Raw genomic sequence first — 24,795 nt, forward strand, 5'->3', positions numbered from 1 at the left:
CTAAGATGCTCCCGTGTCTAATCTTGGGTATTTCGGAGCCGGCGATCGCATTCAATTGACCGATCCGAAGGGCAAACTTTATAGCTTCACGATTACGCCTGGAAAAGAGTGGCACACCCACAAAGGCTGGATTACTCATGATGACCTGATCGGTATGCCTGAGGGATCAGTCGTGAGCACAACGGCCGGATTAAAATTCACGGCATTTAAGCCGCTGCTTGCTGACTATGTATTAACGATGCCTCGCGGTGCAACGATTGTTTATCCAAAAGATGCCGCAATGATCGTTGGGGTTGCCGATATTTTCCCAGGAGCGCGAGTTTTAGAGGCAGGGGTTGGAAGCGGTGCTTTAACAATTTCCCTTTTGCGTGCCGCTGGTCCCACCGGAAAAGTTCACTCAGTGGAACGTCGACAAGACTTTGCTGATAACGCACGATCAAATGTGGATGCATACTTTGAGAGCGCTCCTGAAAATTGGAGTTTGGTAGTCGGTGATCTTCAAGATCAAAACTTTGATTCCGAATACGATCGAGTAATTCTCGACATGTTAGCGCCATGGGAATGTATTGATATTTCCGCAAGAGCGCTACGACCAGGTGGAGTCTTCTTGGCGTATGTGGCGACTACCACGCAGCTCTCTGCGACGGCAGAGGCGTTGAAAGAAGATGGTCGATTCACAGAACCCGAAAGTTCTGAAACTTTGGTTCGCGGTTGGCATCATGAAGGTTTGGCTGTTCGTCCTCAACAACGGATGATTGGACACACGGGGTTTTTGATTCAAAGCCGTCGTATGGCACCGGGTGTTGAAGTTCTTGCACGTCGTCGACGTCCTGCGAAAGGTGCTTACGGTGTCTCGGAAGACTGAAAGATTAGTCAATCTTACAATCGCCCTGCTAGCTACCAAGAGATATCTCACCAAATCTGAAATTTTTAGGACTGTCGAAGGGTATGAAGGTTCTCCTGAAACTAAAGAAAGAATGTTCGAACGCGATAAAGATGATCTAAGAACGTTAGGAATCGTTATTGAAGTGGGTTCCTTTGATCCATTATTTGCCGATGAGACTGGGTATCGGATTAAGTCGGAAAGTTATGAACTTGATTTAGGCGACATCACACCGACTGAGATCTCCCTTCTATCCCTTGCAGCAAATGCGTGGCAAGGTGCGGCACTTGCAGATGCGGCTCAGAGTGCGATCTTGAAACTAAGCGCCATGGGCGTTCCTGCAGATCCGATTGAAATTCCAGGATTGTCACCTAAACTTGCAAACAGTTCAAAGGATCTAGAGCTTGTCACAACGGCTATTGCAGACTCGGACTTTCTCACCTTTGATTACCTGTCGACGTCTTTAGTTGCACAAGAGCGATTAGTTATTCCTATCGCTTTATCAAATCGATCTGGTTTTTGGTATGTAACTGGGGTAGATCAAGAGCTACAGGAAGTGCGCACATTTAGAATGGATCGTATTCAAGGCTCTATGGAAGTGAAAGAGAATAAGGATGCCTTTGAGTATCCAGCGGATTTTGAATTAGATCAGCCGCTTGCCACACATACTGCAAATATTGCAATCATGGACATAAGAAAAGGTAAGGGTCAGGCCCTACGTTCACTAGCGACATCTATCAAAGATTTAGGGGAGTGGGACCAGATCAAAGTCCCGATCTTCACCATTGAGTCGATAACTGCGCAGATTCTTTGGCATGGTGAAGATGTATTTGTCCATGAACCATCTGAACTAGTTGAAAGCGTCATAGCTGGGTTAGAAGCGCTGGTGGTGGGTCATGAGTAGAGAACTTTCTGCGCCACTTCTTCGGACCGCACGTTTATTGGATCTGGTTCCATTTCTCCATAACCATCAAGGTATTTCTTTGAAGGAACTAGCCCAGCACTTCGAAGTCACTACAAAACAGATGAGTGCCGATTTATCTACTTTGTGGATGTGTGGTTTACCTGGTTATACCCATCTTGAGTTGATGAATCTTAATTTCGAATCTGGCTTTGTCACAATTGCAAATGCCGAAACTTTGTCTAAACCGCGCCGAATTACTTTTCAAGAGGGCGTGGCGCTTTTACTGGGATTGGATTTAATTGCTTCTGCACTGCCCATTGATCGACAAGATTTATCAACAGACGTTGAATCCTTACGCGATCGATTGACAGCAAAACTCGGGGTTCCAGTTAAGTTATCTGTTGTTGCTTCAACTTCTGGAAGTACCGTGACTACCATTGCGCAGGCTATTGAGTCTGGCTCTGGTGTGCTCATTCAGTATCACTCGATCTACAAGGATGAAGTCAGCGAAAGAACAGTAAAACCCACAGACATGTATGAATCTGAGGGACACCAGTACCTGCGTGCATATTGCTTCACAGCCCTTGACAATAGAGAGTTCAGAATTGATCGGATCAAAAGTGCTACGCCGACAGAGGTGTCCACTTATGTAGAAAATCCGAACCAAAGTGTCGAGAAGATCAAATATGCGTTTACCATCAAGGTTCCTTCAAGAGATGTCACAGAGCGCTTCGGTATCGCTCATCACCCAGTTGGGACAACTGTTGAACTTTCCTCCTATTCTCCTCAGTGGATAGAACGTTCGGTTATGGCATCAGCTGGTGCAGTAACGCTAACCACGCCTTCACAGACTCGTTCCGAAATCTCAAAAAAGGCTCAACTGATGCTCAATCGTTACAAACAGGCGTAATTCTCACTTTTCACGTCCGAGGCTCTGGTGTAGCCTTGGAGCAATCATTAGCCAAGGAGTAGGTACTATGAACTTAGGTCCAAGAGAGATCGTTATTCTTCTAATTGTTGTCCTCATACTATTTGGTGCTAAGCGTTTGCCTGACTCTGCTCGTTCTCTCGGTCGCTCAATGCGGATCTTCAAGAGTGAAATGAAGGAAATGAAGTCAGATGATGGCGCGATAGAAGAAACCGACAAAACAGAGAAGTAATTTGATGGCACCGGCAAATGAAGCACGGATGCCACTTCTTGACCACTTACGCGAATTAAGAAAAAGAGTTCTTCGATCTGCAATAGCGGTTTTGGTCGCATTCGTAGGTGGATGGTATTTCTACAATCCAATTATCAGGACTTTAGCTAAACCTGTTTGTGACTTGAAGGCAGCTCAAGATGCAGGTGCTGAAAGTTGTGGCGCTTTGTATATCAGTGGTGTTCTGGGTCCGCTGGATTTGCAAATCAAGGTTGCATTGTTAACTGGCGTTATTGTGTCGGCTCCATTTTGGTTGTATCAACTCTGGGCTTTTATCGCACCTGCCCTTCACCGAAAAGAGAAGCGAACGAGTATTTTGTTTGTCACGGCAGCAACACCGTTCTTTGCAATGGGCGCAACCCTTGGTTACTACATTCTTCCGGTCGCGATCAAAGCGCTCTTCGGTTTCACACCAGATGCAATAAGTAACTTGGTCCGATTTGATGACTATCTTGATTTTGTACTACGACTAATTCTCTTAGTTGGACTCGCTTTTGAGCTACCTATTTTCTTACTGACATTTAATCTAATTGGTTTCCTTCGTGGAAAAACAATCCTCAGACCCTGGCGTGGTTGGGTCTTCGGTATCTTTCTAATGGTTGCAGCCTTTTCCCCGACAGCAGATCCATTAAGCATGATCCTTTTGGCAGCGCCCCTGATAGTTCTATATTTCATGGCCGGTGCAATCGCGGTTCAGGTAGATAAACGACGAGACAAGAAACAGCTCGCTATCGAAACGGGCTCAATGGCGATAGAAGCACCCACCTCCATTAAGGAATAGCCGATAGGGTCCTCGCATGTGGGCGCTAGTAATTAATCCTGTTTCTGGTCAAGGAAGAGGAACCACGGTGGGCACCTACGTGGCGGGATTTCTGAACCAACACAAAGTTGATTTCACTATCGTTACTGGAAATTCCTCCGAAGCTCTTTGTCGTAATCTCCAAAGGTTTGTTGATAAGAATTCTCAATGTGATGGAGTCATTGCCGTTGGTGGTGATGGTTTAATGCACGTAATCTTGCAAGTGATAGTGCCCGTGCAAATCCCATTTGCACTTATTCCTGCAGGCACTGGAAATGATTTCTTGCGCACACTCGGTTGGGATTTAATCGACATAGATGAGCAATTAACCAAGATCATCACAACTAAACCGCAACCAATCGATTTGGGGCTAGTAGATGGTGAATGGTTCGGGGCAATTCTTTCCTCTGGCTTTGATTCTGTTGTCAATGAAAAAGCAAACTCCATGAGTTGGCCGAAGGGGCCAATGAAATATAACGCTGCTATTGCGCTGGAGTTTCCTCGGTTTAAGCCCCATAAATACGTGGTTACGACCGATGCTTGCACCGTTTCGACCGATGCCATGCTAATTGCTGTTGCAAACGGACGCTCATACGGGGGAGGGATGCTTGTCTGTCCCAACGCCGACATCAATGACGGACTTTTCGATGTGATGATTCTGCATCCGGTATCTAAACTAGAGTTTGTGAAGGTTTTTCCCCGCGTATTTGCAGGAGATCATCTAACCCATCCCGCCGTAGAGGTTCTGCGCAGCAAGCACGTCCAGATCGAGTCTCGAGCGGTTGCATACGCTGACGGGGAAAGAATCGGTCAACTGCCTGTTTCTGCCGAATGCATACCAAACGCCATTCGGACTTGGGTCGCATGAGTACGCCAGCTGAACGTTACGCGGCAGCAAAACTACGTGGACAACACCCTATAACAACTGAGTTTGTTCAGAGCTTTGAGTTCGAATTTGATCCATTCCAAATATCGGCTTGCCATGCTGTTGAAGATGGCAAAGGTGTTCTGGTAGCAGCACCAACTGGAGCGGGAAAGACAGTCGTTGGTGAGTTTGCGGCCTTCTACGCTCTTCAGGCCGGAAAGAAATGCTTCTACACAACCCCCATCAAGGCGTTATCTAATCAAAAGTATTCAGAGTTCGTCGCGAAATTTGGCGAGGACCGAGTTGGGTTACTCACTGGTGATACAAGTATCAATGGTGAGGCAGAGATTCTTGTTATGACAACTGAGGTTCTGCGCAACATGCTGTATGCAGGATCAAACATCCTGATAAATCTAGGTTGCGTAGTGATGGATGAGGTTCACTACCTTGCCGATAAATTCCGAGGGGCTGTGTGGGAAGAAGTACTCATTCATCTCATGGAGAGTGTGCAAGTAATTTCATTATCGGCAACCGTTTCTAATGCTGAAGAGTTTGGCGAATGGCTGGGGGAGGTTCGCGGCGAAACAGAAGTGATCGTGAGCGAGATTCGCCCCATCCCGCTGTTTCAGCATGTACTGATCGGTAATCGCTTGCTAGATCTTTTTGATCAACCAGGTCGAGTAAACCCTGAGGTTTTAAGTCGTGAAAGAGAACTAATTAGGCGCGCATCCTTAGGTAGAAATCGAAGGGGTCGCTTTGCTGAACCGAGTGATCGCCTTTCACGCGCCGACATTATTGAGAAGTTGCAAGGAGAAAGTCTGCTTCCTGCGATTACATTCATCTTTTCTAGAGTCGGCTGTGATGCTGCAGTTAAGCAGTGTCTACACGCGGGTCTCCGGCTTACATCTTCAGAAGAGCGAGAAGAGATTAAGCGCACCGCTCTTCGGTACACGCAAAATATTGCTGAAGAGGACCTTGAAGTTCTAAATTTCACTGAATGGCTCACCGCTTTAGAGCGCGGAATAGCAGCTCACCATGCCGGACTGCTTCCAAGTTTCAAAGGAGCTGTAGAAGACCTATTCCAACGTGGTTTAGTAAAAGCAGTTTTTGCCACGGAAACTTTGGCACTTGGCATAAACATGCCTGCTCGTACCGTTGTTCTAGAAAAACTGATTAAATTCAACGGAGAGGCTCATGTTCCTATTACCCCAGGGGAGTACACGCAATTAACAGGTAGAGCGGGTCGACGAGGAATCGACATTGAAGGAAATGCAGTTATCCAATGGTCACCGACTGTTGATTCAGCTTCTGCTGCAGGGCTAGCGTCAACTCGAACATATCCATTGCGCTCCTCATTTTCTCCTTCATACAACATGTCAATTAACTTAATTGCTCAGTTCGGTCGAGAGCGGGCTCGTCGTTCTCTTGAATCATCGTTTGCCCAATTTCAGGCCGATCGAGCTGTCGTTGGATTGACGCGTCAAATAAGGAAGAACGAGTCAGCGATTGAAGAGCTGTTACGAGATGCCTCATGTCACCTTGGAGACTTTGTTGAGTATGCCCGCATCCGACGATCCATCAAAGAAGTCGAAGTTCTGTTAAGTCGACGAGATCAAAGAAGGACTTTCGATAATCGTCAACGAGGTCACATGGAAGGTGAGTTGGCTGATTTGCGCAAAGCGATGAAGAATCATGCCTCACATGGTTGCGCTGAACGAGAGGATCACGCACGACTAGCAGAGCGGGCCGGTCGACTAACGCGTGAGAATGAAGGATTAAAAACTAGGGTTGAAAGTCGCACACATGTGATTGCGAAAACCTTTGATCAGATCTGTCGAGTTTTAGACCACCTGCAATATATCGAGGGTGAAAAACCAACAGCTCAAGGGAAGATCTTGACCAAGATTTATGCCGAATCTGATTTGTTGCTAACTGAGTCAATACGCAGAGGACTTTTAGATGATCTCAATCCCTCTGAAATGCTTTCCGTAGTTTCATGCATGATCTTTGAATCTAGGTCAGCAGAGAACTTGGCACCAAAGATGCCTAGCCAAAAAGTGACATCAACAATTACTGAGATAGTGTCGCTATGGGCGGCTTTAGAAGACATCGAGAGTAACTTCGGTGTTAAGACCCAGCGTGAACCCGATGCCGGTTTTTGTTTCATCTCTTATAAGTGGGCAAGTGGAAATTCTCTCAACAGTGTTTTAAAGGGTACGGATATGTCTGTTGGAGACTTTGTGCGTTCCACTAAACAACTAGTGGATCTGCTCAACCAAATATCTGGTGCAAGCGATAAGTTACGGCCAGTATGCAAAGAAGCGGTCAAGCTGATTGATCGCGGCGTGGTCGCGTACTTAATGGGGGATGTATGACACTGATGCTTTTGGACAGCGCCTCCCTTTGGTATCGCGCTTATTACGGAATGCCAGACACATTACTGGCACCAGATGGCACATCGGTAAATGCCATTCGTGGCTATATAGACATGACAGCGCGTTTGATGAACGTCTACAAACCAGACCGCCTAGTTGCATGTCTTGATGGAGATTGGCGTCCTAGTTGGCGAGTGGATATTTTCCCCGCATACAAAGCCAATCGACTCGAGGAAGAAGGTGAAGAGGAAGAGGAGCCGGAAACTCTCACTCCACAGATTCCAATTCTTTTGGACTTATTAGATCTCTTCGGTATTCCAGTTGTGGGAGTAGATGACTATGAGGCCGATGATGTAATGGCTACCTACGCAGAGATCGAGAAAGGTCCGATTCGAATTGTTACTGGTGACCGAGATCTATTTCAGATGGTCGATGATAAACGAGATATAAAAGTTGTTTATCTTGCTAAGGGAATCTCACAACACGACCTCGTTGATTACAAATATGTCACAGAAAAGTATGCAATACCGGGGGATAGATACGATCTCTTTGCAATGTTTAGAGGCGATCCTTCAGATGGCTTACCTGGTGTTAAGGGCATAGGTGAAAAAGGCGCAGCTGTGATTGCAAACAACTTCGCAAACGTTGAAGACGCATTGCAAGCTGCGCATGATACACATCAGTCCCTACCACCTGCATTGGCCAAGAAAATTATTGCTGGTGCTGATTATCTAAAGATTGCACCAAAGTTGGTGAGAGTAGCTCGTGATGCGCCTCTACCGAAAGTGAATCTTTCACTTCCTACCGCACCGAAAGATCTGTCTGAGATATATCAATTTAAAGAGCGATATGCCCTTGGAGCAAGCGTGGATCGCCTCATTAGTGCTCTAGGTTGGTGAGGCGAGATTGGTAAATATTCTCCTTTCTATCCTTTCTGGAATTCTTCTTAGCGGTGCCTTTGAGCCGGTAGGGCAGTGGTGGTTAGCACCTATCGCCCTTGCTGCACATATGTACGCTCTCACTCTTACAAAAAGAAAAGTACTCTCAACATTATTGTTCGCACTAACGCTCAATGCAATCGTTTTACATTGGAGTAGCACCTTTGTCGGTTCTGTTCCTTGGTTAATTTTGGCCGTAGGAATGTCATTGTTCTATTTACCGTTAGCCCTTATTTCTCGTTGGGGGATCGCTGCATACCCTTTCATTTACATGGCCATGGAAGAGGTAAGAAATCGTTTCCCATTCGGGGGATTTGGATGGGTCCGTCTTGCTTACACTCAGGCAGATGCACCCTTCGCAAAAATGGCTGCTGTAGGGGGAGCGGCGGCATTGTCTGCGACCGTGGTTCTCTTGGGATTGTTTATCCATTCGATGTCTCAAAAGAAAGCATCCCTTCTTGTTTTGCTGCCATTTTTGTTGCTACTGATACCCGTCAACACAACTGCTGTCGGAGAATCGAGAGTATTGATGGTGCAAGGCAATGTTCCGCAATTGGGACTTGATTTCAATTCCCAAGCAAAGGCGGTTTTCAATAATCACTTGTCTTTAACCAGAAAATCTCTTGTAGAAGATTCAAATGTCGATTTTGTGCTCTGGCCGGAAAATTCAGTCGATGTTGATCCATTTCGTTATGCAGATGTAAAAGAAGCTTTAGATTCTATTCAAGTGCCACTTATTATCGGGGCAGTTGCATATAAGGGCGAAAAACTTCTGAATACATCAATTCTCTGGGGCGGAGAATTGCCTCCCATTTACATAAAGCAACATTTGACTCCATTTGGCGAGTACATTCCCTTGAGATCATTAGCGTCCAAAATTTCACCTTTAACGGATCGGGTCCGAGACTTCGAACCTGGTCAAGCTTCAATCTTCTTCACAATAAACAAGGCAGTCATTGCTCCAGTAATTTGTTTTGAATTATTAGATGACGGGATTCTTCGGCAGGCTGCCAAGGGGTCCAACATTTTGGCGGTACAGACAAACAGTGCCACATTCGGAATGTCTGCAGAAAGTGCTCAACAATTGTCGATAACTAGAATTCGAGCTATCGAACATGGTCGAAATATCGTCTCGGTATCAACCACCGGATACTCGGCAGTTATTGATCACCATGGAAAAGTTCTCCAAAAGACTTCTATGAATACCGCAGAAGTAATTCGTGCCCAAGTCGGACTAATTCAAGGACAAACACCGAGAGACAAAGCTGGTGTTTGGGCGCTAGTTGGCGTGCTGATCTTTCTCTTCCTTGTGTCTGCTCAGGCGTATAGACAACGCCGATAAGTGACATTATGTAAAGTAAGAAAGAGAATCGGAAAGGGAGTTCAAAACGCCCCTCCTATCGGTAATCATCCATAGGTGTGCAGGCACAGACAAGGTTTCGATCACCGTGCGCCCCGTCAATACGTCCCACTGGCGGCCAATACTTCATCTTGGACCCAATTGATTCGCCCGCAACTAATCCGTCCAAAACAACGGGAAAACCGCCTTGTTCACGACTGTAGGAATGGTCCCACTGGCTGTTGACCACAGAAAGGGCTGTATGAGGCGCGTTTCGCAAAGGTGAGGCCTCGATAGTGATCTTCCCATCGATGACCTCTTGAATCTCAGCTCTAATCGAAATCATGGCATTGATGAAACGGTGAATCTCTCTGATGTCCTCTGACTCAGTTGGTTCAATCATTAGCGTTCCTGCAACTGGGAATGACATCGTTGGTGCGTGGAAACCGTAATCCATTAAACGCTTAGCGATGTCATCAACACTTACGCCAGAATCCTTAGTCAATCCGCGAATATCAAGGATGCACTCGTGGGCTACACGACCATTGGCACCGGTGTAAAGAACGGGATACGACTCTTGCAGACGTGCTGCCATGTAGTTGGCGGACAAGATCGCTACTTGAGTTGAGTGGGTTAGCCCTTCTCCCCCCAGTAATCGAATGTATGCCCAAGAAATTGGCAAAATACTTGCAGACCCAAAAGGTGCACCAGATATTGGCCCAGGACCTGTTGCAGGTCCAGCTTCTGGATCAAACGGATGATTTGGCAGGAATGGTGCAAGGTGAGCACGGGCGATAACAGGACCCACTCCCGGTCCACCTCCCCCGTGTGGAATGGCAAAAGTCTTATGGAGATTTAAGTGTGAGACATCTGCGCCGAATTTTCCTGGTTGCGCAACACCAACAAGAGCATTCAAGTTCGCGCCATCAACGTATACCTGGCCACCTGCTTCATGGATTAATCCACAAATTTCAGAGACTGCAGTTTCAAAAACACCATGTGTAGATGGATATGTGATCATCAATGCAGCTAAAGCCGAACCATGCTCTGCAATCTTTGCTTTGATGTCTTCTACTGACACATTTCCATTGTCGTCACAGTCAATAACAACAACTTTCATCCCCGCCATTACCGCAGAGGCAGCGTTAGTTCCGTGGGCGCTAGATGGAATTAAACAGATATTTCTACTCTGATCCCCGCGCGAATCATGATAGTTCCGGATCGCAAGCAGGCCGGCAAACTCCCCCTGGCTACCAGCATTTGGTTGCAACGACACGGCGTCATAACCTGTAATTGCTACCAACCATTCTGACAATTGGGAAATCAGCTTACGGGTGCCAATGTTTTGATCAGCAGGTGCAAATGGGTGCAACGATGAAAACTCTGGCCAGGTTACCGCTTCCATTTCGGTAACAGAGTTCAACTTCATCGTGCAAGAACCGAGCGGAATCATTGTTCGATCTAAGGCCAGATCCTTATCGGCCAAATTTCGCAAGTACCGCATCATGGCTGTCTCGCTGTGATTGGTGTTGAAAACGGGATGGGTCAAATACTTACTTGTTCGTTGGAACTTGGCTGGGATCGCCTCCCCCGTTGCATCTTTGATATCTAGGATTGAAAGAACTTCGATAAAGAGTTGCTCTGTTGTTTCCTCGTCAAAGGAAATGCGAAGCTCGGTGGCACTCACTTTTCGGAAGTTAATGCCCTTAGCGACAGCCTTTTGATGGATGGCATTGGCATCCTTGACAACGACATGCACGGTATCAAAGACCGCATCTTCCTTATTATTGATAGCTGCCTGAAGTCGTGAAGCAAAACCATTGACTCTTTCAGCAATATCCCTAAGACCAGCTGGACCGTGCCACATTGCATAGAAAGCACTCATGTTGGCCAAGAGAACTTGGGCTGTGCAAATATTTGAAGTGGCTTTATCTCGACGAATATGTTGTTCTCGAGTTTGCAAAGCTAAACGGAATGCTGGTTTGCCAGTTGCATCAATACTTTGACCTACTAAGCGACCAGGCATTGAACGCTCTAAACCGGTGCGAACCGCCAAGAAACCTGCATGCGGACCACCAAAGCCCATCGGAACACCAAAGCGCTGGGCTGTGCCAACTGCAATGTCAGCGCCCCACTCCCCCGGAGCTTTCAACAAAGTCAAAGCCAAGAGATCGGTTGCAGCAATTACAAGTGCATCACGTGAGTGCGCATATTCAGCAAAAGATGAATAATCGATCAATGTTCCAGTTGTGTCTGGATATTGCAAAAGTGCTCCAAAGAATTCGCCGTCATAGCCATCACGTACGACGTGACCAGAATCTATCTCGACCACCTTGATGCCAAGTGGCTTAGCTCGAGTAATAACAACAGCTTTTGTTTGTGGGTGCACATGCTCTTCGATGAGGAAGACCGCATCATCACTCAACTTGGATGCTCTGCGGGCAAGTGTCATAGCTTCTGCTGCAGCAGTGCTTTCATCAAGCATGGAGGCGTTAGAAATATTTAGAGCAGTTAACTCACACACCATTGTTTGGAAAGCAAAAAGTGCTTCTAAGCGACCTTGCGAAATTTCAGGTTGATATGGTGTGTATGCGGTGTACCACGATGGATTCTCTAAAACATTTCTTTTAATTACTGGTGGAACAATCGTCCCGTAATACCCAGTACCAATAAGTGATGAGAACACTTTGTTTTCAGATGCAATGGCTTTTAACTCAGCAATAACTTCAACTTCACTCTTTGCGCTATCGATCGCACTTTCAATAACACCCTGGATAGCAATATTTTCTGGAACAACATCTTTAATGAAAGATGTCAGATCTGAATAGCCCAACGCCTGAAGCATCGTCGCTTCATCGGCTGAAGTCGGTCCTATATGACGATCCTCAAACGAGCGACTCATAGCAATTCCTCATCCTGTTCTTGCCTCTCGCCTAGAAGTGCGAGTGCAGGAGTGAAGAATAAGGTGAATTAAGCGCCTTTGCTCTTTCTACGAAGCGAGAGTTCATCGTTATCTTGACCACCTATAACTTGGCCGTTCACTTCGCCCTGGAGTACAGATAGGGAGCCTTCTACCTCGTGCCAGACCTTGCCAACGGCGATACCAAAGACGCCTTGACCACCCTGAAGGAGGTCGATGATTTCATCTGGACTTGAGCACTCATAGATTGATGCACCGTCGCTCATTAAAGTGATTCGTTCTAAATCAGTAACTCCCCTATCGCGCAGGTGATCAACTGCTGTGCGAATATTTTGTAGAGACACACCCGCATCCAACAATCGCTTTACGATTTTTAAAACCAAGATGTCACGAAAGCCATACAGGCGTTGAGTTCCGGAGCCACTTGCCGTGCGAATACTCGGTTCAATTAATCCGGTACGAGCCCAATAATCTAACTGGCGGTATGTGATACCTGCAGCAGAACATGCAGTAGCGCCTCTATAGCCGATCTCTAGCTCTTCTGGGCTCACGGGGAATGGCTCATTTCTCTTGGGGAGTGAGATAAATGTAAACCCGAGTGGACCAGTTACCTAGGAACGACACGACCCAAACCTCTACTTTAGGTTGAGGGTTGAGCCTATCCCACAAAGTCTTCTGGATTGATTTGGTCCAGGAATTCACGGAACTTCTCAACCTCTTGATTTTCACCATCGCCCTGTGGGATCTCGATTCCAACCTCATCGAGTAGCTCTTGGGTAGCCAAGATATTGCTGTGACTACGAACGGCTAATGCGATCGCATCTGACGGTCTGGCAGACAGGGTCAGTTGCCCCCCATTGGAATCTCTGAGATTCATCGTGGCAAAGAAGATTCCATCCTTGATCTCGGTCAGGTGAACGGCCGTCAAGGTGGCATCCAAGAGATCTAAAAGGTTATTCATTAGGTCATGGGTTAAAGGACGAGGGGGCTCAACTCCTTGCTGAGCAAATGCGATTGCCGTGGCTTCAACAGCCCCCACCCATAAGGGAAGAAAGCGAGAACCATCGATTTCTTTGAGAAGGACTATCGGTTGATTGGAAGGCATCTCAACACGAACGCCTACGACCTCCATTGGTATTAACATGAAAGGAGTTACCGATTAACGAAGGCGGTTGAGGCCACCGCGCACGAGAGCTGCATGAAGGCGAATAGAAAGAGAGGCGATCTCTTTTTGAACCTCTTCAGCGCGAGCTTTAGATTCAGCACTTTTTTGTCGAGTGAGTGGAGTGATCACTTGTTCGATTAAACCTATCTCGCGGTCAGCAGCCGATTTGAAAGAACGCAGGTGACGAGCCTCGATACCAAAGCCGCCCATCTCTGTCACAGCCTTTGCAATCGCTAAGGCATCACCGTCGTAATGACGACCACGAGGTGCAATTAATCCATATCCCTCAAGTTCAACCAGGTGCTCTTCTGCAAGCCCACTGTTCTTTAATAGTTCTTCCCGAGATAGGCGCATCTCGCTAACTTCACCGAAAGCACTAGGTGCCATTTCGCCGTCAATTGTTGCCAGGCCGATATTTGGGCGCGCTACTCCACCTACTGCGGCCGGTTGCAGCCCACGGTCAATTGCATCCAAGTTATCTTTGATTACCTTCAAAGGAAGGTATTGATCACGTTGGGCCAGAAGCACATAGCGAAGACGTTCTAAATCAGAGCTAGTAAATTTGCGGTATCCAGAGGGCGTGCGTTGAGGCTCAATCAAACCTTCGGATTCTAGAAAACGAATCTTTGAGATTGTGATGTCCGCGAAATCTCCGCGAAGACGATTGAGTACTTCGCCAATACTTAAGTATGCGCGTGCTGGAACTGCCATGACTACTCCCCTAGTTTTTCTTGTTAATAAGCATTAGTTTTTTGAGCCAATAAAAAGCAAATGAAATTTGCCGATCTGAAATTCTTCGCCTGATACAAGTTCGTGCTCCGTGACCGATACATTGTTCATATATGTTCCGTTCAAAGATCCTGCATCCTTAAGTACAAACTTCTTTCCAACTTTTTCAATAACCGCGTGCGTTCTAGAGACTGTTACATCATCTAAGAAGATTGCACTATCTGAAGATCGCCCAATGCTTGCGCCTTCTGCTGTTATCAAGAAACGAGAACCTTTTTGAGCTCCTCGCGCGATGACGATCATGGCCTTTTCTCCGGCGGAGTTTTGTATCTCTGCCAACACTTCACGATCTTCTGAGGAGAGTAAGGACAACTGTTCATCTAAGTTGTTAGCAGGGGAATTGCTAACCTCACGTAATCCAAGATGAAGGGTGGAGGTTAATTCATGCTGCGATTGCTCTGCAGCCATTTCCCCACCTCCTCACTCTCAACTTAAGGGTGACACTAGAGAGTTAGAGGAATAAGGTCAAGCGGTTAATTCGCCGTATTGAGCAGCTGAGAGAAGGTCTGAAGGGGCTGCTGCCACCTCAATTTTTGCTAACCAACCCCCACCATAGGGATCTGAGTTGATTGTTTCAGGAGAATTCGATAAGGAATCATTGATCGCAACAATGGTTCCAGTTACTGGAGCATAGATATCAGAAACGCTCTTGGTGGACTCAACTTCTCCACACACTTTTCCAGCCGTTACCGCTTCGCCAACTTTTGGAAGTTGCACATATACGATGTCACCAAGTGCAGCCTGTGCGTAATCGGTAATTCCCATTGTAAATACCAATGCATCAGCTGAGACCCACTCGTGCTCTTTGGTATATGACAATTCATTAGGAATTGATGACATGGTTCCCTCTCATCTGCCAAATGCCTTGGCGCGCATAACTAATACCTGTCGAAATGTAGAGGGCAATCCCCCAGATGGCAAAACTCCACCCCAGAATAAATGCGATCGTACCTGCTGCTCCCTCTGATTGAGCCAAGAGAAGGAAGGGAAAGGCATACATTAAATTAAATGTCGCAGCTTTACCCAGATAGGTCACGGTAAATGGTGGAATCCCTTTTCTGTTCATGATGATAGTTATCAATCCCAAGATAATGTCACGGCCAACGATGATCAGGATCATCCAGGTTGGGATTATGTCTCTGATGAGAAAAACTATGAGGATGGCCAAAATATAAAGGCGGTCAATCGCCGGATCTGCTAACTCTCCAAAGCGAGATGTTTGATTCCATGCCCGAGCGATTTTTCCATCGAAGTAATCCGTAGCCCCACCAACGGCTAGAACTACGATTGCCCAGCCATCTGCCTCAACGCTAAGAGTCAGATAAATGAAAAGTGGGATGCCTAGGAAGCGCAGAAAGGTGAGGGCGTTTGGAACGCTGATCACTGAACTGCTCATTCCTTATCGCGCTCCTTGACTCTAACTGCCACCTGGACTGGAGTTCCTGGGAATTTGAACTCTTCACGGAGTCGGCGCTCGATGAAGCGTCGATAGGAAGCTTCAATCCACCCGCTAGAAAACACCACAAACTTCGGAGGAGCAATACCTGCCTGGGTTGCGTAGTAAACCTTGGGTTGCTTTCCTCCACGAACTGGTGGAGGTGTGGCTCCGATGAGTGCACCCAAGAATGAATTGAGTTTGGCGGTTGGAACTCGTCGCTCCCAACTATCCAGAGCTGTGCGAAGGGCTGGGGCCAAGCGATCTCGGTGCCAGCCAGTCTTTGCGGCAATGTTAACTCTTTGTGCCCACTCGACCTGGTCTAAGTGTCTGTCTATTTCCCGGTCCAATTGATTACGACGATCTTCATCTACCAAATCCCACTTGTTCATAACGATCACCATCGCCTTGCCAGCTTCTTCAACCATGGTGATTACTCGCAGATCCTGCTCAGTAATTGGTTCAGATGCATCAAGCACCACAACGGCAACTTCGCAGCGTTCTAATGCAGTAGCTGTTCTTAGCGATGCGTAGTAATCAGTGCCCGAATCTTGATTGGCGCGTTTTTTCAAACCTGCAGTATCGATAAATCTCCAAGTAGATCCACCAAATGAAAGTAGTGAGTCAACAGGGTCTCTGGTTGTTCCGGCAGCATCATCCACAATTGATAGTGACTCACCAGCAATCGCGTTAAACAAGGAAGACTTTCCAACATTAGGTCGACCGATCAGTGCAACCTTGCGATAGCCATCTTGATTTTGAGCGCGACCCACTTCAGGCAAAACTGCAACTATGTGATCTAGCAGATCACCACTACCCCGACCGTGAAGAGCTGAAACAAAACGGGGTTCACCTAGACCAAGACTCCATAAACCATGGGCTTCGACCTCTTCGCGCTCTCCATCAACTTTATTGCCAATCAAAATTGTTGGTTTCTTTGCTTTGCGCAAATGCTGAACAAGAATGTCGTCTTCATCTAATGCACCCACTTGTGCATCTACTACAAATGCAAGTACATCTGCCTCTTGCATCGCTAATTCAGAACCAGCACTTACCTGGACAGAGATGCCATCAGGTTTTGCTTCCCAACCACCTGTGTCCATAATGATGAAGCGACGTCCACCCCACTCACACTCATACTGAACGCGATCTCGCGTAACACCTGGTGTGTCTTCAACGATGGCTTCTCTGCGACCTAAGAAACGATTGATCAAAGTTGATTTACCAACATTGGGGCGTCCCAAAATTGCAACAATCGGAAGGCCCAGCAAATTACGTTTTTTAAGAAGTTCCCAAATACGCTCGATGGTTTCATCTAGATCTAAATAAGTTGAATCAATTTCCACAGCATCTGCAGCCCTGGTTAACGGCGAGACCGCACGAGTTGAGTCAACAGCATCGCGGCTATCTAGCGACGCTTTAACATCAATATCTTTATCCTCAGTTTCAGTTTCACGACGCACTGCGCGTGCATCAAGATCTGCGGTTAAGTAAATCTTTAGCCCTGCTTCAGGTGCAACGACTGTTCCTATATCTCGACCTTCGACAACAATTCCGCGTTCTACTGAGTCAATAATAGAGTGCTGCAATTTCAACAACTCATGACGAATTTCTGGGATAGCACTGATACGAGAAACATTTTCAGTAACAGATGTTCCACGAATCGCGTGCGTAATCTGTGTAGCTCCGGCATAAACATTTGGAGACAGTGGATCGGCATCAAACTTAATTGGATGATCCTTTAGGGCCTGCAAAATAGAAAATGCTTCTTCACATTTATGTTCTAAAGCTAACCACGTAACAGCGCGATATAGAGCCCCAGTATCTAAATAATTCCATCCAGCGCGCACTGCGATTGCTTTTGCCGTACTCGACTTACCTGCGCCACTCGGGCCATCAATAGCAACGATTATGCCCATGTCGTTAGCCTACTTCTATTTACGAACCGGATGAACGTTCCATCCGATCGATGTTAGATGATTTGATAATTTTTCAGCATCAACAGCCGACAATGACAAGGTAATCAAAGCACTCAATTGTCCAGGTGAGTGCTCAATAGATAAATCTTCGACGTTAACTTGCATTGCTGCGCATTCATTAAAGATCGCAGCAAGTTGTCCCGGTTTGTCATCAATAACTATGGGTAAGTAACTGTATTCACGTGCTTTGCCGCCATGCTTGCCAGGAATCATTGCCTTGCCATCACGGCCTGCGGCGATCAACTCCGCAATCTTTGAAGGATCATCAAGCGAGTTGATCATCTTGGAGAGATCGTTTTGTAGATTTATAAGCAATTCAGCAATTTCAGTTCGATTGCTGAAAATGATCTCTTTCCATAGATTCTGATCTGACCCAGCAATGCGCGTTGTATCCCTTAAGCCTTGCCCTGCTAGCTCCATCCATTCAGCCGGCGTACCTGTGAGCTGTTTCGCCACTAGAGATGCGGCTATCTGGGGCAGATGAGAGATTCTTGCCACCGCAGCGTCATGGGCATCTGCTGGGAGTTCAATAGGGGTCGCACCTAACTGAGTGATGAGCTCAAGAACAAGATCCTTGGACTCACTTGAGCAATCCTGGTCAGGCGTAAGTATCCAACTGCGCCCCTGAAATAGATCAGCCCTTGCAGAGGCTGCACCGCCAATTTCCCGGCCCGCCATTGGGTGGGTGGGCAAAAACCTCGCGGAAAGGCCTGTAATTGTTTTAACGTGAAGTAGAACTTCATTCTTTACGCTACCAACATCCATAAACGTTGAGTGAGGGTTTAGTTCAAATTCACTTTCAATGACCAACGGCAATTTTGATGTAGGCAGAGCAAGGACAACTATCTCAGGAGTGCTCACCTCTACCCCACCAATAAGATCTATCGCTAAAGCCTGTGCATCAGGATCAGAATCCACCATCTGAACCGAGATTCCTCGCTGAACTAACCCCAAACCAATCGAGGTTCCGATCAGTCCCGAGCCCACTATCCGGACTTTTTGGAGCATTATTGAGCGATATCTCTGCGAAGTGAGACGGCTCCGTGCAGGTAAACATGCGTGATTTGCTCCGGAGAACGTTCGGTCTCGACATGCAGCATGGCCCTAACAGTCCTATCGAGAGCACCTGGCACATTTACCTCGACCGACCCAATAAGAGGCACATTAGCAAAACCCATTTCACGGCAGGCGGCCGCGGGGAAAGCCGCATCTAGATCAACGGTGCTGGTGAAGAAAACTGAAATGACTTCTGAAGGGGTGAGATCGTTGGCCACCAAAATCGCGGCAATGAGCTCCTGCACGCCCGCTGCAATATCGCCTGCGGTGTTTGCTGGAACCTGAATTGCTCCACGTATCGCCCGTAATGCCATGAGATAAGGGTACCTTTCCTAGCCATTTTTCGTGAGTATTTGATTACTCTTTTATCGATATAACCTTTTAACTATTAAAACTTTTTACGACAATAAGCGTAGATACTTCCCTTGATCTCGCGAAGTGCCACTCCTTCATTAATATCGATAAATCAACACAAAATCAATTTATTCAGCATACAGATTGTCGATAAATTGCTAATCATTAAACAAATGTCTATAAGTTGATATACATACAATAAATATTTTCTCTATTTATAGCTTTATAGTTATAAATCTAAAGCTTTTCGTAGATTCATCAATTCTCCATTATTCAGATCTCTCCATCGTCCTTCAGGCGTATCCCCCAGGGAGATAGGGCCAAACTTTGTTCTGATAAGCCGAAGTACATCTACCCCCACAGCCTCCATCAGTCGACGAATGATGTGGTAGCGACCTTCATGAATTGAAACCTCAATCCATTTTGCCGAGAGTTGTTTGAAAGTTAAAACTCGTCCCATTCCATCTTCTAGCTCAACGCCTTTCAAAAGCACCTTATCGACTCCTGTAGGCAAGATTCCATCAAACTCTATGATGTAGGTCTTCTCTAAGCCGAATGATGGGTGGGTCGCTCTAAAGGTTAGATCGCCATCGTTGGTGAGCAAAATCAGACCCTCAGAGTCCTTATCAAGACGGCCCACGTGGAAAAGCCGTTCCTTTCGCAAGTCGATGAAGTCATCCAAAGAGGGGCGGCCCTCTGGGTCAAACATCGTAGACAAAACACCTTTAGGTTTATGAAGTGCAAGATAAGACTTAGTCAAAGTTCTTGTAATTGTCTCACCATCAACCATTACTTGATCTGCTTCAGGGTCAAACTTGCTGCCCATCTCTCTAACTATGATTCCGTTGACAGCAACACGACCGTCTTCGATTAATTCATCAGCTCCGCGACGGCTAGTAATACCGGCATCAGCGATTATCTTGTTAAGCCTCATTTGGGCCATGGCTATCCTCCCGACAGTCAGGAAGTAAGGGTAGCCGAAAGGTCAGTCGGTTAGCGAATCGAGAATCTCGTCAAGGCCATCTAGATCTGGGAGGTAAGGAGCCAGCGCTGGGAGGTCTTCAAGTGAGTTCAAACCTAGGCGCTCAAGGAAGTAGCTGGTCGTTTTGTACAGAATGGCACCAGTTTCGTGCTCAAGCCCAGACTCTTCCACTAGACCGCGAGTGATCAAAGTCTTCATTACAGCCTCCACATTAACGCCACGGATGGCCGATACGCGGGCTCTAGAAACTGGCTGGCGATAGGCGATGACTGAAAGTGTCTCCAACGCCGCCTGAGTCAAGCGAGACTGCTGACCATCTAGCACGAATTTTTCAACCACGGTTGAGTAATTTGGATGACTGTAAAAGCGCCATCCCCCGTTGACTTTGCGGAGGGAGAAGCCACGATCCTCATAACTGCCCTCAAGAGCTGCAAGGGCGGTTTCAATCTCTTCCACTGGACGCTGTAGAACCTGAGCTAAAACTATCTCGGTCACGGGTTCATCAACGACCATCAAGATAGCCTCAATCGAACGTTCAACTTCTACATTAGACATTATCGCCACTTTCTGTCGAGTCTTCCATCTCTAAAACCACGGGTACATCAAACTCATCGGTGATCTCGACCTCGCCTTCCAGGCTTCCGGTCCAGGTAATTTGCAGCTCCCCTAATGCGATTACCTGATCAAAGCGCAGCACGCCTTGGCGATAAAGGTCGAGTAGCGCCAAGAAGCGAGCCACGACTACCAAAGTACTATCGGCATCGGCTATGAGGTTTCTAAAGTTCAGGCTCTTCGAGTGTCGCAGAGCCTCCACGACCATTCTTGACTCCTCAGCAACGCTCACAAGGCTCGTATGCAGGTGCTGAACGGCCACTACAGGAGCAACCTTGGGTGTTAGGACGCGCTCTGCGATGGCGGCAAAACGCTGTGCGCCAACCCCGATAAGCACCTCAGGTAGAAGAGAGGCAAGTGCCGGATCCAGTGAGACCACTCGGGCAAAAGACTTGTCAGCTGCGGCTATGCGCTCGCTGAAGGTAGCTGCTATCTCTTTGAAGGCTCGGTATTGAAGCAGGCGGGCAAAAAGTAGATCGCGTGCTTCAAGCAACGCCAGATCCTCTTCATCCTCGACATCACCAGATGGCAATAATCGGGCGGCCTTTAGATCAAGCAATGTGGCAGCCACAACTAGAAATTCGGTTGCCTGCTCAAGCTCCCAGCCTTGTCCGGACTCTTCTAGCCCTCGGATAAAGGAGATGAATTCATCGGTAACGATGCTCAGCGACACTTCAGTGACATCCATTTTATGGCGGGAAATCAGTTGAAGTAGAAGATCGAAGGGACCATCAAAGTTAGCCAAGTGAACTGAAAAACCGCCAGAGGCCGCGTTTACATCAGTTGCTGACTCGACTGAGATGTCGCCTGTAATACTCACTGTGGCACCTTACTTCACGCTTGCCTGTTTTCTGTGTAACGCATAGGCTCCCGCATATATCAGGAAAGAGGTTTGAAGATTGAACGCTAAATCGACAATTGCGGAGGATGTAGCTACTACATCAACTCTCCTTGGCAAGACTGCCCAAAATTTTCCTGCACCTGCTGCACTCAAAGAACACGGCAGCGCGAAGGTAATTTCTATCTTTAACCAAAAAGGCGGAGTTGGAAAAACAACGAGCACCATTAATCTCGGCGCAGCACTTGCCGAAATGGGTCGCCGTGTTTTGTTAGTGGACTTTGATCCACAAGGTGGCCTATCTCTAGGCCTCGGAGTTAATGCCCATTCGCTGCCTTTAGAACAAACTGTCTATTACGCACTGATGACCCCAACTGCCAATGTGGATGACATTGTGTTGAAGTCTTCAGTTCCAGGTTTAGATTTCTTGCCAGCTAACCGCGATCTGGGAACTGCCGAAACAACTCTTGGTGCTGAAATAGGTGGACAACAGTATTTGAAGCGAGCACTTGCTCCTCTTCGGGATTACTACGATGTTATTTTGATTGACTGCCAGCCAACAATGGGACAACTAACGATTAACGCACTCGTAGCCTCTGATGAAGTGATCGTTCCAATGCAATGTGAATACTTCGCACTACATGGATTCATAGAACTAAAAGGCAACTTAGATAAGGTTAAAACTTTCCTGAATCCAAACCTGCGACTTATCGGAATTCTTGCGACTATGTATGACAAGAAAACATCTCACAACCGTCAAGTTCTGGAACGCATTCTTGAGCAGTTCCCGGAAGATGTATTTGAAACCATCATTGCAAAAACAATCCGTTTCCCTGAAACAACTGTTGTTGGAGAACCAATCACGACATATGCAACATCATCAGGTGGCGCAGCTTCATATCGACGTTTAGCACGAGAACTTATCGCCAGAGGAGGCGCACGATGACCCGCAGAGCAAATCTTCCAGGAGCAGATGAACTATTTCGTTCGACAGCACCAGCACTGAGCGCAGTCCCAACTCAACCAGTACAAGATGTTTCCGCTCCCCTGGTGCCACCAGCAATCGCAACACCTAAAGCTGCATCATCGAAAAAAGGTGTCCGAACAATTGCTCGTCGTCGCGTCACAACAGTGGATCGCTCTCCATCAGGACGCGAACGTCACGATGAAAAAATTACTGTTTACTTATCACCGGATGAGCTCTTTGATCTTGATCAAGCGCGTCTGCAACTGCGCGGTGATTTAGGTCTTGCAGTGGATCGCGGAAGAATAGTTCGCGAATCTATTGCTGTGATCATCGCTGATCTTGAAGCAAAGGGTGACCAAAGCATTCTGGCACGTCGATTGCGCGGTCTATAAAGGATCTATTTGGCTCGAGGATGAGCCAAGGCATAACTCTCACGCACTTTATCGATAGTAATGAGCGTATAGATCTGAGTTGTTGTTACCGAAGCATGTCCCAGCAGCTCCTGCACCACTCGAATATCAGCGCCTCCATCTAACAAGTGCGTGGCATATGAATGCCTAAAAACGTGAGGTGACACATGCTCACTCACGCCGGCAGCCTCTGCGGCATCCAACACCATCTGCCACGCAGACTGTCTTGAGATTCGACCGCCTCGTGAATTAAGAAAAAGAGCCGATGTCACTTTGGAACTTTTTGAAGCGAGTTCAGGTCTCACCCTTACTAAGTAGTTCTCGACCGCCTTTGTTGCAAAAGATCCCAATGGAACTATTCGCTCTTTTGAACCCTTACCTCGTAGTTTTAGAGTCGTTACTTTTCCATCACTAGCATCAATAGAACTCAAATCATTGATATTTATTCCAATTAACTCACTGACTCTAGCGCCACTGCTATAGAGCAACTCCAGCATCGCTTGATCGCGCGCCGTAATCGGTTGACCTTCTCGATATGCCACTTCGATCATCGAAACAATTTGGGTAATAGTCAACGCTTTAGGTAGGCGTCGGGCAGACTTCTGAGGAGCGATTTCTAATGTTGGATCTGCATATCCATATTCCTGCTGCAGGTGTTTGAAAAAAGATCGTAATGTTGAATCAACTCTATTGATACTCGCCACTGAAAGCTTTGCCTCACGCAAAGAACTTTGAAAATCACTTATCAAAATGGAATCAACTTCTGACAGCGACCTAGTGCCAAGAAAATTTACGAACTTGCTGAGATCTCGTCGGTAGGCGGCTATGGAATTATCTGCTAAGCCCTTCTCAATCTGTAAGTGATTGAGAAAGGAGGAGGTGACTTCTTCAAAGTTCAACAGATGCGTAACCATGTGCTTGGGCAACGGCTGTGTGATAGATCTTTCCTTCATGAACGTTTAAACCTTTGGCCAAGTTAGGATCCCTATAGCAGGCCTCTTTCCAACCATATTTAGCAAGTGCAAGTGCGTATGGCAAGGTCGCATTAGTTAATGCATATGTTGAAGCCACAGGAACAGCGCCTGGCATGTTTGCCACGCAGTAAAAAATAGAATTGTGAACCTTATAGGTTGGCTCGGCGTGAGTTGTTGGTTTGGAATCCTCAAAACATCCACCTTGATCAATTGCAATATCAACCAATACCGAGCCACTCTTCATTTGCGAGACCAATGAATTGGAAATCAACTTAGGTGCTTTGGCCCCATGAACCAATACGGCTCCGATGACTAAATCTGCTTGTTTGGCTTCTCGTTCGAGAGCGTGCTTTGAGGCCACAAGCGTTTTGATTCGCCCACCATAGATAGTGTCGATGTACTGCAATCTACTTATTGATCGATCAAATACTGTGACATCTGCGCCCATGCCTAAAGCAACTACGGCCGCATTTAGTCCCGCAACTCCCCCGCCGATTACAACAACTCGACCAGGTGCCACCCCGGGTACTCCACCTAGTAGCACGCCCCTTCCACCATGTGGTTTTTGTAATGCACTTGCGCCAACCTGAGTAGCAAGTCTTCCAGCTACCTCGCTCATTGGTGACAATAGAGGCAATGCTCCGTTGACTTCGACAGTCTCATAGGCAACTGCAGTTATGCCAGAGTGAACTAAGGCATCGGTGCAAGCTCTTGAGGCGGCTAAATGTAAATAGGTGAAGAGGGTCTGTCCTTTGCGCATCTTTGAATACTCTGGGTCGATTGGTTCCTTAACTTTAAGGACAAGCTCTGCTGCATTCCACAAATCATCTGCAGTCGCAACAATCGTTGCACCTGCTGCATCGTAATCTGCATTGGTTATTGCAGAACCGATACCTGCTCCATCTTGGATGAGGACTTCGTGTCCGGCCGAAATTAGCTCCGAGACACCTTCAGGCGTAAGAGCGACCCGTGATTCATGAACTTTAATTTCACTTGGAACACCAACGATCAT

Annotated in this window: 25 protein-coding genes and 1 pseudogene; 11 read left to right on the plus strand and 15 right to left on the minus strand. The window is 46.9% G+C overall.

The genetic code is table 11. The features are described 5' to 3' along the window. The first annotated feature begins 13 nt into the window (after positions 1-13). From AC9UH7_RS01555 to lnt, 9 genes and pseudogenes are all read left to right on the plus strand, one after another. A complete protein-coding gene (locus AC9UH7_RS01555; RefSeq protein ID WP_509594159.1) occupies positions 14-865 on the plus strand; it encodes a tRNA (adenine-N1)-methyltransferase in 852 nt (283 codons plus the stop codon). 112 nt (positions 866-977) lie between these two features. Next, positions 978-1,787: a helix-turn-helix transcriptional regulator gene (locus AC9UH7_RS01560; protein WP_509594161.1), complete on the plus strand. Its 810-nt coding sequence runs from the start codon at positions 978-980 to the stop codon at positions 1,785-1,787. After that, positions 1,780-2,697 carry a WYL domain-containing transcriptional regulator gene (locus AC9UH7_RS01565; protein WP_509594164.1) on the plus strand — a complete coding sequence of 306 codons (918 nt, stop codon included), beginning with the start codon at positions 1,780-1,782 and terminating at the stop codon, positions 2,695-2,697. Before AC9UH7_RS01560 ends, AC9UH7_RS01565 begins: the two co-directional genes overlap by 8 nt. A gap of 67 nt (positions 2,698-2,764) precedes the next feature. Next, a pseudogene (gene tatA / locus AC9UH7_RS01570) lies at positions 2,765-2,926 on the plus strand (Sec-independent protein translocase subunit TatA); the annotation flags it as partial. Positions 2,927-2,951: 25 nt separating this feature from the next. Continuing rightward, the gene (tatC, locus tag AC9UH7_RS01575; protein ID WP_509594167.1) at positions 2,952-3,767 is read left to right on the plus strand and encodes a twin-arginine translocase subunit TatC; all 816 of its coding nucleotides are present in this window, start codon (positions 2,952-2,954) and stop codon (positions 3,765-3,767) included. A gap of 16 nt (positions 3,768-3,783) precedes the next feature. Further along, complete coding sequence (locus tag AC9UH7_RS01580; RefSeq protein WP_509594170.1) at positions 3,784-4,653, plus strand: diacylglycerol/lipid kinase family protein; 870 nt, start codon at positions 3,784-3,786, stop codon at positions 4,651-4,653. Further along, the gene (locus tag AC9UH7_RS01585; RefSeq protein WP_509594172.1) at positions 4,650-7,025 is read left to right on the plus strand and encodes a DEAD/DEAH box helicase; all 2,376 of its coding nucleotides are present in this window, start codon (positions 4,650-4,652) and stop codon (positions 7,023-7,025) included. Before AC9UH7_RS01580 ends, AC9UH7_RS01585 begins: the two co-directional genes overlap by 4 nt. Continuing rightward, a complete protein-coding gene (locus tag AC9UH7_RS01590; RefSeq protein ID WP_509594176.1) occupies positions 7,022-7,924 on the plus strand; it encodes a 5'-3' exonuclease in 903 nt (300 codons plus the stop codon). Before AC9UH7_RS01585 ends, AC9UH7_RS01590 begins: the two co-directional genes overlap by 4 nt. A gap of 7 nt (positions 7,925-7,931) precedes the next feature. Beyond that, complete coding sequence (lnt, locus tag AC9UH7_RS01595; protein ID WP_509594179.1) at positions 7,932-9,305, plus strand: apolipoprotein N-acyltransferase; 1,374 nt, start codon at positions 7,932-7,934, stop codon at positions 9,303-9,305. 55 nt (positions 9,306-9,360) lie between these two features. Here lnt and gcvP read toward each other — a convergent pair whose 3' ends face one another. The 13 genes from gcvP to AC9UH7_RS01660 form a co-directional block, all read right to left on the minus strand. Continuing rightward, on the minus strand, positions 9,361-12,204 hold the full coding sequence (gene gcvP / locus AC9UH7_RS01600) for an aminomethyl-transferring glycine dehydrogenase (RefSeq protein WP_509594182.1): 2,844 nt from the start codon (positions 12,202-12,204) through the stop codon (positions 9,361-9,363). Positions 12,205-12,272: 68 nt separating this feature from the next. Next, positions 12,273-12,773, minus strand: coding sequence for a MerR family transcriptional regulator (locus tag AC9UH7_RS01605; RefSeq protein ID WP_509594185.1), 501 nt, complete (start codon positions 12,771-12,773; stop codon positions 12,273-12,275). Between the two features lie 107 nt (positions 12,774-12,880). After that, entirely contained in the window at positions 12,881-13,354 is a 474-nt protein-coding gene (locus AC9UH7_RS01610; RefSeq protein WP_509594187.1) for a bifunctional nuclease family protein, read from the minus strand. A 27-nt stretch (positions 13,355-13,381) separates the two neighbouring features. Then, positions 13,382-14,098, minus strand: a complete 717-nt coding sequence (gene ftsR, locus AC9UH7_RS01615) for a transcriptional regulator FtsR (protein WP_509568510.1) — start codon at positions 14,096-14,098, stop codon at positions 13,382-13,384. A gap of 33 nt (positions 14,099-14,131) precedes the next feature. Then, positions 14,132-14,584, minus strand: a complete 453-nt coding sequence (locus AC9UH7_RS01620; protein ID WP_509594190.1) for an FHA domain-containing protein — start codon at positions 14,582-14,584, stop codon at positions 14,132-14,134. 57 nt (positions 14,585-14,641) lie between these two features. Beyond that, positions 14,642-15,016 (minus strand): glycine cleavage system protein GcvH, encoded by a 375-nt coding sequence (gcvH, locus tag AC9UH7_RS01625; RefSeq protein WP_509594192.1) that lies wholly within the window; start codon positions 15,014-15,016, stop codon positions 14,642-14,644. Then, complete coding sequence (locus AC9UH7_RS01630) at positions 15,000-15,572, minus strand: CDP-alcohol phosphatidyltransferase family protein (protein WP_509594195.1); 573 nt, start codon at positions 15,570-15,572, stop codon at positions 15,000-15,002. The genes gcvH and AC9UH7_RS01630 overlap by 17 nt, the downstream gene beginning before the upstream one ends. Further along, positions 15,569-17,530: a ribosome biogenesis GTPase Der gene (der, locus tag AC9UH7_RS01635; protein ID WP_509594198.1), complete on the minus strand. Its 1,962-nt coding sequence runs from the start codon at positions 17,528-17,530 to the stop codon at positions 15,569-15,571. Before der ends, AC9UH7_RS01630 begins: the two co-directional genes overlap by 4 nt. A gap of 15 nt (positions 17,531-17,545) precedes the next feature. Then, positions 17,546-18,598 (minus strand): prephenate dehydrogenase, encoded by a 1,053-nt coding sequence (locus AC9UH7_RS01640; RefSeq protein WP_509594201.1) that lies wholly within the window; start codon positions 18,596-18,598, stop codon positions 17,546-17,548. After that, entirely contained in the window at positions 18,598-18,960 is a 363-nt protein-coding gene (gene aroH, locus AC9UH7_RS01645; RefSeq protein ID WP_509594204.1) for a chorismate mutase, read from the minus strand. Before aroH ends, AC9UH7_RS01640 begins: the two co-directional genes overlap by 1 nt. 269 nt (positions 18,961-19,229) lie before the next feature. Continuing rightward, complete coding sequence (locus tag AC9UH7_RS01650; protein WP_509594207.1) at positions 19,230-19,943, minus strand: pseudouridine synthase; 714 nt, start codon at positions 19,941-19,943, stop codon at positions 19,230-19,232. Between the two features lie 42 nt (positions 19,944-19,985). Next, the gene (scpB, locus tag AC9UH7_RS01655) at positions 19,986-20,537 is read right to left on the minus strand and encodes an SMC-Scp complex subunit ScpB (RefSeq protein ID WP_509594209.1); all 552 of its coding nucleotides are present in this window, start codon (positions 20,535-20,537) and stop codon (positions 19,986-19,988) included. Then, complete coding sequence (locus AC9UH7_RS01660) at positions 20,530-21,414, minus strand: segregation and condensation protein A (protein ID WP_509594212.1); 885 nt, start codon at positions 21,412-21,414, stop codon at positions 20,530-20,532. The genes scpB and AC9UH7_RS01660 overlap by 8 nt, the downstream gene beginning before the upstream one ends. Before the next feature lie 79 nt (positions 21,415-21,493). Between AC9UH7_RS01660 and AC9UH7_RS01665 the strand changes: the two genes are divergently transcribed. Both AC9UH7_RS01665 and AC9UH7_RS01670 read left to right on the plus strand, forming a co-directional pair. Further along, positions 21,494-22,378, plus strand: coding sequence for a ParA family protein (locus AC9UH7_RS01665; protein WP_509594215.1), 885 nt, complete (start codon positions 21,494-21,496; stop codon positions 22,376-22,378). Then, a complete protein-coding gene (locus AC9UH7_RS01670) occupies positions 22,375-22,791 on the plus strand; it encodes a hypothetical protein (protein ID WP_509594218.1) in 417 nt (138 codons plus the stop codon). Before AC9UH7_RS01665 ends, AC9UH7_RS01670 begins: the two co-directional genes overlap by 4 nt. Before the next feature lie 5 nt (positions 22,792-22,796). Here the strand turns inward: AC9UH7_RS01670 and AC9UH7_RS01675 are convergent, their stop codons facing one another. Together AC9UH7_RS01675 and ald are read right to left on the minus strand one after the other, a co-directional pair. Further along, positions 22,797-23,723 (minus strand): site-specific tyrosine recombinase, encoded by a 927-nt coding sequence (locus tag AC9UH7_RS01675; RefSeq protein ID WP_509594221.1) that lies wholly within the window; start codon positions 23,721-23,723, stop codon positions 22,797-22,799. Beyond that, positions 23,698-24,795 (minus strand): alanine dehydrogenase, encoded by a 1,098-nt coding sequence (gene ald, locus AC9UH7_RS01680; RefSeq protein WP_509594223.1) that lies wholly within the window; start codon positions 24,793-24,795, stop codon positions 23,698-23,700. Before ald ends, AC9UH7_RS01675 begins: the two co-directional genes overlap by 26 nt.

Origin of the sequence: Candidatus Planktophila sp. (assembly GCF_044348745.1) — a bacterium.
Lineage (GTDB): Bacteria > Actinomycetota > Actinomycetes > Nanopelagicales > Nanopelagicaceae > Planktophila.